This is a genomic window from Pedomonas sp., assembly GCF_036515995.1.
Taxonomy (GTDB): Bacteria; Pseudomonadota; Alphaproteobacteria; order Sphingomonadales; family Sphingomonadaceae; genus Pedomonas.
Map to the genome: position 1 here is coordinate 1 of NZ_DATBUP010000142.1, position 10373 is coordinate 10373.

The window sequence follows — 10373 nt, forward strand, 5'->3', positions numbered from 1 at the left end:
CTGTCCGGTGATGTAGTTTGCGCGATTGGAGGTCAGGAAAACCGCGGCCTGACCGATGTCCTCCGCCTTGCCCCAGCGCTTGATCGGCAGCAGCTTCTTGACCTCGCGCTCCCAGTTCTCGTCGAAGTAGCCTTCCTCCTGACCGACCTTGAACTGGCCCGCATCGATCACGCCGACGAGGATCGAGTTGGCCCGGATCTCATGCACGCCTTCTTCCTTGGCGATGCCCTTGATGAGCGCCTCGTTGCAGGCCTTGGGCGCAACCGACAGGCCATCCAGGTGCGGCCACCAGTCATGTCCGGCCGAACCCAGGTGCACGAACGAGCCGCCGCCATTGCTGCGGAAGTGCGGGACTGCCGCCTTCACGGCGTTGTAGAAGCCGAAAACCTCGATTTCCATGGACGCACGGAACTGCTCGTCGGTCCAGTCCGCAATGTTGACCTGAGCAACGATAGGGCCTGCCCCCCAGACGACAGAGTGAATGCGGCCGTGCTCGGCCACCGCGCCGTCAAATGCGGCCTGCAGCTCGTCCCGGTTGCGCACATCCGCCTGATGGATGCTGGCCTTGACGCCCAGCGCGCGCATCTGGTCAGCCGTGGCTTCCGCAACGTCCCTCTTCGAGCGATAGCAGATGGCCACATTGGTGCCGGCCTTGGCAAATTCCAGGGCGACGCCCTTGCCGATGCCCCCGCTGCCGCCAAAAACAATGACGGCGCCTTCCGGAAAATCCTGCTTCATTTCTCTAGTCTCCCGTTCAAAAATTGATGTGTTACTCGGCTGCGCTCTGCCGGTGTGTGGGGATGCCTTTGGTTTCGTGCGAACCGTTTGCCCTCCCCTGGAACTCGGCGGCACGCGCGCGCGGATTATAAAACTGGCGATACCATGCCCGTCCGCGATGGTAGGGGCCATCGCCGGGCAGGCGCAGAATGTGGATCGCTGGTCCCTTGGTCTGCCAGATCGCGAAATCCTGCGTAAACGCCCCGAGGGCGACCTCGTGATATTGCCTGTGCAACGCAATGTCGGCGTCCGTCGGCGGTGCGCTCGTCCCTCGCGTGATCAGGCCATGCCACACCTGGGTGGCGCCATCGTCCCTGGGCGTGTGGAAAATCATCTGCACCGCATCCGTGTCGCCCGAGTAGCGCGCAACGAGCAGGCCGGGGCCCTGGTAGAAGGCATCCACGTCGAGCACGTCCTCGTCCCTCAGGGCCATCGTCTCATGGCCGCCGCCCGAGTACTGGCGGCCAACGACCCCATCGAAATCGGAGCGGAAAAACATGAGTCTCTGGCCGTGGATCGGTCCAAAGTGGCGGGCATCGACAAGGTTGTCGGTAATCTCCTGGGGATGGATCGGCAGAGTGCCGAGGTCATCGAAAGTGCACTGCACCCATGTCGGATCATCCCATTCTGGAATGGACGGCAACTCGAAATCGGGCTCCTGCTCTTCCGGGTCGTGCCACGCAAAGATGCAGCCGAAGCGCTCCTGGGTGGGATAGGCGCGCACCTTGGCCGCCGGCGGAATCTCGCCATCGAAATAGGGCACGTGATTGCAGCGGCCATCCGGTCCGAAGCGCCACCAGTGGTAGGGACAGCGGATCGAATCCCCCTCGATCCGTCGCGCCCCGCTGGAAGATGTCTGCTGCGCGGCCAGATGGGCCTGCATGTGCGGGCAATAGGCATCGAGCAGGAAAGCCCGCCCGGACTCACCGCGGTAAAGCACGAGCTCGCGACCGAACAGGTGCAGCGCGACCGGCGCCGCCTCGACGTCGCTGCTGCGCGCCACCATGAACCAGCCCCGGGGATAAGTGAATTCCCCCAGTCCGTACTCTGCAGATCCGGCCATCGCCTCGCCTCCCTCGACTGTTTCACATGATTTTTGTTGTCTTGATTGATGCGGTGACGGACCTTGGCCATCAATACGGATTTGCAGTACTTGATCACAAAATGATCTTATTCGATCATTCAGTGATCGTATGGAGAAAACCATGATCGAGCGGCCTGGCGTTGCGACCATCCTTGATGAACTGCGCCGCGAGTTGAAACGGCAGGGCCTGCGCGCCGGCGCGCTTGCAGCCAAGCTCGACGTCGCTGAGCCTACCGTCAGGCGCTGGCTGCGCGGGGAAGGCCTGACCCTGGCCCGGCTTGACCAGATCTGCGCCATCACTGGGCTCGATCTGCGCGACCTGATCAGTCGCTCCTATGGCGATGAGCCGGACACGTTCACGCTGGCACAGGAGCGCACGCTTGCTGCTGACCGCGGCCTTGCCTTGACGTTCTTTGCCATCCTTCACGGTGCGCGCCGGCAGGATCTGGAGCAGGACTTCGGGCTGACGGGCGAGAGGCTCGAGCGTTACCTTGAGCGGCTGAGCCGCCTTGATCTTGTCGATGTCGCGCCCAACGGCAGGCTGCGCGCCCGCACCCGCCGGACGGTGCTCTGGCGGCGCGGCGGACCGCTCTCCGGCACTTTCGAGAAAACCGTGAAACAGTATTTCCTCGGGATGAATTTCGGCTCCGATGATGCCCGCTATGTGTTCGACATGGTGCGCGTGAGCGAGGCTGGACGCGCCCGCATCATGGCGATGTTCGAAGCCCTGCGGGAAGACATTCACCTGGTCGTCGAGCAGGACCAGTCCGCACGCATGGAGGCCTATGACTGGACGGGTCTTCTCATGCTCGTCCATCCGCTGGACATTATTGCCGCGACCCGCGAATGGCGCACCGATCAGTTGGAGAGTTCCGGGGAAGACAGCCGGAGCCCGGATGCGCCCGGTTAAACCCCTGCGCTGCCGGGCAATGTCTGCACCAGTTGCAGAGCCATCTGTGGCCGGCCAGTTAATCTGGCAACAAGCCGGCCACATCCGCAGTTTTTAGTTGCCGAAGCGGTAGCGCAGCTTCAGGCCGTACATGCGGGGCTCGCCATAAAGCGTGGTCCAGGTCAGCAGGTCATTGAACCCGTTGGAGTTGCTGACCCGGTAGAGCTTGTTGGTAAGATTGTTCACGAACACCACCGCGTCCACACTCGAGCCGGCAATGCCGTTCCAGCTGAGCGAGGCGTTCAGCAATCCATAGCCCTCCAGGATCGAGCCTGGTTCCGTCGCGGTGCTGGCCATTGGGGCCGTGGCCTGCTCGTTCACATGAGAATAGCTGACATAAAGAGAGGCCTCTCCCAACTGCTCCGGCACCGGCAGGGTCAAGGTGGCGTTGACGCTGTAGATCCAGGGCGTGACGAACTGGAACGGCCTGCAGGCAAAGTCGGCCAGCCCGCCCGGCGCGACCAGCCCGTTGCAGGCCTGGGTCGGTGCAAAGACAACCTCCTGGAACACCTTGTAATCCGCATCGGTATGACTGAGCGACCCTCCGATCTCCAGCCACGTCGTGGGGCGGATCATCGCCTCGGCTTCAAACCCCTGGATCGACGCTGAGGCGCTGGCGATCTTTGCCCCGGCCGCGCCCGTGACCGGATTGTAGTCGCCGGTTGGCCGGTGGATATTTGTGTAGTCAGAATAGTAATAGGCGATGTTCAGCCTGACCGGCATGTCAGCCAGATACCAATCCGACTTGAAACCGGCCTCATAGGTGGTGAGCTTTTCCGGATCGAAGGTCTGGGTCTCTGGCCGGACGGCAACGGTGTTGAACCCGCCCGCCTTGTAGCCGCGACTGACCTTGGCATAGACCATCAGCTGATCGACCGGCTTGTAGTCCAGACCAACGTTCCAGGTCGGCGCCTTGCTCTTGAGGCTGGCACGGTAGGTGCAGCGCTCAACCTGATCCAACGGCACCTCTCCCGGCGTCAGGCCGCCGATGAGGCAGTCGGCCGTACCTGCAGTCACATCCGGATCCCAGGTACGATTGAAGCCCCGGATCGTATCCCAGGTATAGCGATAGCCCGCCGTCAAGCGCAGTGCCTCGAGGGATGGCGCAAAGGCCCCGAAGTCCAGGGTCCCCTGAGCATAAAGCGCGTTCGACTTGTTGCTGACGCCGCTGTTCGAGAGGCTGTAGACGCACGCCCCGGTGAACTGTGCCGGACAGTAGTTTACCGCTGCTGACCCCCACATACCCGCCGGCTTGGCATTGAAGTGGAAGAAGCCCGCCGTGAACGTCAGGCGATCCTCGAGCATGTTGCCCTGGACCTGAATTTCCTCGGTAAACTGCTTGAGGTAATCCCGGGGCAAGTCCAGCTGCTCCTGGGCATTGATATACCCGAATAACGGCAGGCCATATTCCGTCAGTCCCGCAACCGGTCCGTCCGGATTGGGGGCATTCTGGTTCAGTTCGTATTGCTGGAGCGGCGTGCCGTCCTGATCGGATGCATAGTTGACCTTTAACTTCTGAAAACTGACAATGTTACGCAGCGTCAGCTCGTCCGTCAGATCAAGGGAGGTCGTGTTGGTGACGCCCCACATGCTGATCTTGCTGAAACCATCCACGCTGTGCCGGGTTTTCCGGGGCCCCGCCTCTTCTGCCACCTCCGTCTGCCGACGATAGACGTCGCAAGAGACGCCCAGGCCTGGGATCGGTGATGCGGGCGGATCAGCACAAAACCCGACCCCTTGCAGACCGGGGATATTAAACCCTTTGTGAATATGGCCTGCGCCATTGTTCGATGACTTGGCACCATAAGCCATCAGATAGTTCTCCAGGCGCTCCGTCGGTCTCAGCGTGACCCCGATGCGCCCCGAATACCAGTGCACATCGTCCCGACCCTTGTTCCAGACCAGGTCGCGCGTATAGCCCTCTCGGTCCTGATAGGCGCCAACGACGCGGACCATCAGCTTGTCGTCGACAACCGGGACGTTGAGGACACCCTCGACGCCGCGCAGGTCATAATTGCCGATGCGTCCCTCCACATGGCCCTCAAGCTCGTTTGTCGGCTTGCGCGGCACGAACAGGACGGCACCGCCCGTTGTGTTCCGCCCGAACAGTGTACCCTGCGGCCCGGACAGCACCTGGATATTTTCCAGATCAACCATCATGCCAGGGCCGCCCTGAAGATTGAGCGTGATTGCAGACGGAAGCGGAACCTCGTTCATGTATAGCGCCACGGCGGGCGACGAAAGGAAGCCCGTCGACTGACCGCGAATAGAGTAGGACTGGACATCACGGCTTGCACCGCCCTGGGTCCCCACCACAAGCGAAGGCACGGTGCCGTAGAGATCCTGAGGCTGGCTGACATTCATTTGCTCAAGCCGCTCGGTGGAAAAGGCGCTGATGGATATGGGAACATCCTGTGCCCGCTCCTCACGGCGCTGGGCAGTGACGACAATCTCGCGCATGGCATTGACGTCCGGCCCGCCTGCTTGGCCAGCCGGTGCGTCCGCAGCCGGCTGCCGAGGCGCCGGACTGCCTGGAGGCGCGGTCTCCTGCCCTAAGGCAGGGCTGGCAATGACAGAAAAAGCTACACTGGCGAGCCATGCTCTTTTACGCAGTATCGTCATCGTACCAAGCCTCCCCCGTTTATTTTCGTAATCTAGGATTGGAAGTATAGCGCAGCCGATTAGGGCCGTAAGACATCCCCCCCGATTTTTCAGTGGGAACTCACTTAGTAAAATACTGACCTTACAGGCCGGTCGGAGCTGACCGGACGTCCGTGTCGGCGGAGAGGACTGCGCTCGACCGCGCGCGGGCCATATCTGGCGGCAGGCGGGCCTGAACACAGCGTCGTGTCCCAAAAACGGTCGCCTCCAAGATGTGGCGCTGGGTGCACCGGGCCCACGCTCCAGATCAGGGCTGTCCGGTCGAGGCCGTCAGGCCGCCATCCACGACAAGCTCCGTGCCGGTGATGTATCTTGCCTCATCCGAGGCAAGAAAAAGAGTTGCATGCGCCACGTCCCAAGCGTCGCCCATCTGACCCATGGGGACCTGAGCATGGCGTCTGGCGACCATTCCTTCATAATCGCCTCCGGCGTATCGGTCCGCCAAACGCTGGACAAGCGGGGTCAGCATCAGCCCCGGCACCACGCAGTTGAGACGAATATTGTAGCGGGCATAGGCAACGGCGGTGGCCTTTGTAAACTGCACCAGACCCGCTTTTGCCGCGGCATAGCCGACCTGGTCCTTGCCTACCCAGCGCATGCCGGCCACCGAGGAGATGTTGACGATCGCCCCGCCGCCCTGCCGGACCATGATCGGCAAAGCGCGACGTGTCGTTGAAAAGGCGCTGGTCAGGTTGAGATCGAGCTGCTCCCTCCACACGGTCTCGTCCATCGTCGCGGGCGTGCCAGGCTCAGACCGGCCGACATTGTTGACGAGGATGTCCAGCCGGCCGAACCGGTCCTCGCAATCCGTCAGCAGGGCCTCCACCTGCGCCGCATCAGTCACGTCGCAGACAGAGATGTGTATGCTGTTGCCTTCCTGCTCGATGACTTCCCTTGTTGCCGCGGCGGCGCCCAAGTCGATATCCACCCCGTAGACAGCGGCGCCTTGCCTGGCGAGCAGCGCTGCGATGGCCTTGCCATTGCCCCACCCCGGTCCGCTCGAACCGCACCCCGTGACCAGGGCCACTCGTCCGTCCAGTCTCAGCATCCCGCCACCCCCGTCTGGCACCCGCGCGCCCTTCTAAGTTAGCGTATACTTGCAAAGATTCGGGCGACAGAGCAAACTGCCCAAGTATCCACCCCCCATTCTGGCGCGAGTGACGAGACGATGCCGACAGCCCCGCGGATTACGCTGATCAGTGCCCTTGCCCAGTCGCCCGCCCCGGCCAGCGCAGCCATGGCAGAGGTGTGGCCGGAGGCTGTCATCAACAATCTCCTGGATGACAGCCTCGCACCCGACCTGGCCGCGCTTGGCGCGATCACGCCCGCCATCCACGAGCGCTTCTTGAGCCTTGGCCGCTATGCCGCCTTGGCCTCGGACGGGCAGAAGTCGACCGCTGGCATCCTGTTCACATGCTCGGCCTTCGGTCCTGCGATCGACCGGGTGAAGGCCGACCTTCCCATTCCTGTCCTGGCGCCGAACGAGGGCGCATTCGATGAAGCCCTGGATCTCTGCAGACAGGCCAAGGGCGGGGGACGCGTCGGGCTTCTGCTCAGTTTTGCCGGCTCGCTTCGCCCTCTGTCCGATGAAATGGAAGCGATGGCGGCACAGCGGGGGCAGGCGGCGCCCAGGATAGAGGGCGCAATCGCCACCGGTGCTCTCGATGCCCTACAGGCCGGCGACACAGCGCGACACGACCACCTGATTGCCAAGACTGCGGCCGACATGCCGGACGTGGATGTTCTCATCATCGGCCAGTTCTCAATGGCCCGGGCCGCGCCGCTGGTCGCATCCCAGCGCCGCGAGCCGGTGCTGACCACGCCCCATGCGGCCGCACGCAAGTTACGGCGTCTGGTCGAAGCGCGCACAAGGCAACATCCAGTGGCCGTCGGGCCGGCGCTTCGACACGTCGTTCCTTAGCCGTCATCGCCGCCTGCCCCGATCGGGGCCTCAATTGCCGGTTGCGCTTTACCCCCGCCATCCGCCGTCTCGAGACCGCAGGGCCAAGCTCGATCCGCTAGATTGCAGCGGCCTGCGGCCTGTCGCACTCCGCCGCCAGCCGGACGGTCGCCGAGATGCTCAGGAAGGGCCTGGGGCAGAGCACCCCAGGAGCGGATGCACGGGAGCGGATTACTTCATTCGGTGCCGCAGGCGAGGCATTGCTGCTGAAGGTTCATCAGGTGTGGCCCGGGATCCGGGCGGCGGCAGAGGAGTTGCCGCAGGAGGTCGGGGCGCCGCTCCACGATGCGCTTTGACGAACGATCGAGGCCGCGCCGAAGACGCTGTTCCGCAACCGGATCCTGGGCAATATCCACGGCGCCTTTGCACCGGAAGCGCTGATCGAGGCGCGCCCGGCCTGATCCTGGCTGCGGGATCTTCGCCCTGTCTGCTCCGCCGGGCTCGGCAGGGACTCACCGCTCAGCCGCAGGCCGTGAGCGGAGGTGCTTACCGACGCTTTCCCGTGCGCGGCAGGAGCGCGGTCGCAAAGCCGAGCAGCGGAAGATAGGCTGTCAGGCCATAGACCCAGACAATGCCATAGGCATCGGCGAGACGCCCCAGTGCGGCAGCGCCGATGCCGCCGATGCCGAACATCAGGCCGAACATCACGCCCGACACCATGCCCACGCGCCCCGGCAGAATCTCCTGCGCATAGACCACCAGTGCCGCGAAAGCCGACGACAGCACAAGGCCGATGATGATTGCGAGAATAGCGGTCCAGAACAGATTGGCATGCGGCATCATGAGCGCAAACGGGGCAATGCCGAGGAAGGAGATCCAGATCACCGCCTTGCGGCCGATCCGGTCGCCAACCGGGCCGCCGAAGAAGGTGCCGGCAGCGACCGCGGCAAGGAAGCAGAACAGATAGAACTGCGACTGCTGCACGGTGATTGCGAACCGCTCGATCAGGTAGAAAGTGAAGTAGTTGGTGATCGAGCCGATGTAGATGAACTTGGCGAACATCAACACGGAGATAACTGCAAGGGCGCGGATGACCGTCACCTTGTCGTAGGGCGAGGCCTGCGAGGCCGCGCTCTTGCTGGGATGTGTTTCCGGGAGCCGCAGCCGCCAGCGCGTCACGAAGAACAGCGTCCAGATCGCGGCCAGGGCGCCAAGGGCAAGCCAGCCGAAGGCTGTCTGACCGAACGGCAGGATGATGGCCGAGGCTACCAGTGGGCCGATCGCCGAGCCGGTATTGCCGCCCACCTGAAAGGCTGATTGCGCCGTCCCGAAGCGTCCACCCGATGCCATGCGGGCGATGCGCGAGGCTTCCGGATGGAAGGTCGCGGACCCGACGCCGATGACGGCCCCTGCCAGCATCAGCATTTCATAACTGTTCGCCAGCGCGATCCCTCCGATACCGAGAAGCGTCACGACCATGCCGAGGGGCAGCAGATAGGGCATCGGGTGCTTGTCGGTGTAAAGGCCGATCCAGGGTTGAAGCAGCGACGCGGTGATCTGGTACACCATCGCCACCAGCCCGATCTGGCTGAAGGTCAGATGAAACCGGCTTTTCAGCATCGGGAAGATGGCGGGCAAAGCCGCCTGAATTAGGTCATTGAGCAGATGCGCGATCGCCACCGCCGCCACGACCTGCACGACGAGCTTTTGGCCCTGTTGAGCAGGCGTGGCTGGCGTGGTTGCCGATACGGTGGGCGCTTCGGCAATGCCGACGGTGGAATTGGTCACGGTCGAGGCTCGCTTGTCTGACGGCGCCTGGATCCGTTCCTCAGCGTGGTGACGCTGTAGGCGGATCTGGCTGCGCGCTTTGGTCCAGTGTCGAGGCTTGCATCTAGCATGGCCGCCTTACGCCTGCTTCTATATATGGGTCATTCGTTTATGACGGTGGGACATAGTGGCACTCTTCCGGCCCGACGAGAATGACGAGGTGCAACGCCCGGTTCTGGCGATGGGGCATGCGTTCCCGCCGTCCTTTGAACTGGCAGAGCATGTTCACCGACGCAGCCAGTTCCTGTACGCCACGAGCGGGGTTATGGCCGTCAGCACTCCGGACGGCTCCTGGGTCGCGCCGGCCGAGCGGGCGGTGTGGATACCGGGCGGCACGCCTCATTCCGTGCGCATGGTGGGTGCCGTCCAGACCCGCAGCGTGCTGATCGAGCCGGGCCTGTGTCCGGGCCGGGGGCCCACGTGCGAGGTCGTCGGCGTGACGGCCCTGCTCCGCCAACTGCTGCTCGCAGCAGCCGAAATCCCGCCGGAATATGACGAGGCGGGACGCGACGGGCTGGTTGTGAAGCTGCTGCTGGCCGAGATCAGCCAGGCCCCGCTCATCCCGCTTGCGGTGCCGTTTCCGGCACATCCGGCGCTGGCGAGACGCTGCCATGCCTTTCTCGACAGCCCGAATGCATCCGCCACGATCGATGAGTGGGCCGACGCCCTGTCGATGAACCGGCGCAATTTCACGCGCATCTTTCGACGCGAGACCGGCATGAGCTTTGCCCAGTGGCGCCAGCAGGCATGCCTGTCGGTCGCGCTCCCGAAACTGGCGGCGGGTGAGGCCGTAACCAGCGTTGCGCTCGATCTCGGATATGACAGCCCGGGCAACTTCTCGACGATGTTTAGGCGCATGCTGGGCGTCTCCCCAAGCCATTACCGGGCGCCCGGCGGCAGTCACCTGTTCTGATGCCGCCGTCTGCCCGGGCAGGGAAGGTCATATTCCGCTGGGGGACGGCACATAATCGGGGGCTGACGGGCGGCGGGCCGCCTTGGTGTGGACACTGATGCAGGACACGACACTTGCGACCACCAGGACCAGAGCCGCAACCTCAAAGGCTGTCGGAAGGCGGCGCTCCCAAAGGAAGCCGTAGAGAAGAGCAAACATGGTCTCAAAAAGGATCATCTGCCCCACGAGCGTGAGCGGCAGCAACTGGCTCATGCGATTCCAG

Annotated in this window: 9 protein-coding genes and 1 pseudogene; 3 read left to right on the plus strand and 7 right to left on the minus strand. The window is 63.2% G+C overall.

The window, feature by feature from the left end:
- Together VIG90_RS10835 and VIG90_RS10840 are read right to left on the minus strand one after the other, a co-directional pair.
- On the minus strand, nt 1-738 hold a 738-nt coding region (locus VIG90_RS10835), incomplete at its 3' end, for an SDR family NAD(P)-dependent oxidoreductase (RefSeq protein WP_331593531.1).
- A gap of 31 nt (nt 739-769) precedes the next feature.
- Entirely contained in the window at nt 770-1840 is a 1071-nt protein-coding gene (locus VIG90_RS10840; RefSeq protein WP_331593532.1) for a Rieske 2Fe-2S domain-containing protein, read from the minus strand.
- Nucleotides 1841-1982: 142 nt separating this feature from the next.
- Between VIG90_RS10840 and VIG90_RS10845 the strand changes: the two genes are divergently transcribed.
- Entirely contained in the window at nt 1983-2771 is a 789-nt protein-coding gene (locus tag VIG90_RS10845; protein ID WP_331593533.1) for a helix-turn-helix transcriptional regulator, read from the plus strand.
- Between the two features lie 93 nt (nt 2772-2864).
- Here VIG90_RS10845 and VIG90_RS10850 read toward each other — a convergent pair whose 3' ends face one another.
- Both VIG90_RS10850 and VIG90_RS10855 read right to left on the minus strand, forming a co-directional pair.
- The gene (locus tag VIG90_RS10850; protein WP_331593534.1) at nt 2865-5270 is read right to left on the minus strand and encodes a TonB-dependent receptor; all 2406 of its coding nucleotides are present in this window, start codon (nt 5268-5270) and stop codon (nt 2865-2867) included.
- 448 nt (nt 5271-5718) lie between these two features.
- Nucleotides 5719-6519, minus strand: a complete 801-nt coding sequence (locus tag VIG90_RS10855) for an SDR family oxidoreductase (protein WP_331593535.1) — start codon at nt 6517-6519, stop codon at nt 5719-5721.
- Between the two features lie 120 nt (nt 6520-6639).
- Here VIG90_RS10855 and VIG90_RS10860 point away from each other — a divergent pair, with 120 nt between their 5' ends.
- Nucleotides 6640-7392 (plus strand): aspartate/glutamate racemase family protein, encoded by a 753-nt coding sequence (locus VIG90_RS10860; RefSeq protein WP_331593536.1) that lies wholly within the window; start codon nt 6640-6642, stop codon nt 7390-7392.
- A gap of 215 nt (nt 7393-7607) precedes the next feature.
- Here the strand turns inward: VIG90_RS10860 and VIG90_RS10865 are convergent, their stop codons facing one another.
- The gene (locus VIG90_RS10865; protein ID WP_331593537.1) at nt 7608-7787 is read right to left on the minus strand and encodes a hypothetical protein; all 180 of its coding nucleotides are present in this window, start codon (nt 7785-7787) and stop codon (nt 7608-7610) included.
- A gap of 130 nt (nt 7788-7917) precedes the next feature.
- The gene (locus VIG90_RS10870) at nt 7918-9159 is read right to left on the minus strand and encodes an MFS transporter (RefSeq protein WP_331593538.1); all 1242 of its coding nucleotides are present in this window, start codon (nt 9157-9159) and stop codon (nt 7918-7920) included.
- A gap of 166 nt (nt 9160-9325) precedes the next feature.
- Between VIG90_RS10870 and VIG90_RS10875 the strand changes: the two genes are divergently transcribed.
- Nucleotides 9326-10111: a helix-turn-helix transcriptional regulator gene (locus VIG90_RS10875; RefSeq protein WP_331593539.1), complete on the plus strand. Its 786-nt coding sequence runs from the start codon at nt 9326-9328 to the stop codon at nt 10109-10111.
- 27 nt (nt 10112-10138) lie between these two features.
- On the opposite strand, the pseudogene VIG90_RS10880 reads toward VIG90_RS10875, so the two are convergent.
- Nucleotides 10139-10373: pseudogene (locus VIG90_RS10880) on the minus strand (hypothetical protein); the annotation flags it as partial.

Excerpts from the sequence above, each read along its gene's own strand:
- VIG90_RS10840 (WP_331593532.1), bottom strand. The coding sequence starts at position 1,840 with ATGGCCGGATCTGCAGAGTACGGACTGGGGGAATTCACTTATCCCCGG.
- VIG90_RS10845 (WP_331593533.1), top strand. The coding sequence starts at position 1,983 with ATGATCGAGCGGCCTGGCGTTGCGACCATCCTTGATGAACTGCGCCGC.
- VIG90_RS10850 (WP_331593534.1), bottom strand. The coding sequence starts at position 5,270 with ATGCGCGAGATTGTCGTCACTGCCCAGCGCCGTGAGGAGCGGGCACAG.
- VIG90_RS10855 (WP_331593535.1), bottom strand. The coding sequence starts at position 6,519 with ATGCTGAGACTGGACGGACGAGTGGCCCTGGTCACGGGGTGCGGTTCG.
- VIG90_RS10860 (WP_331593536.1), top strand. The coding sequence starts at position 6,640 with ATGCCGACAGCCCCGCGGATTACGCTGATCAGTGCCCTTGCCCAGTCG.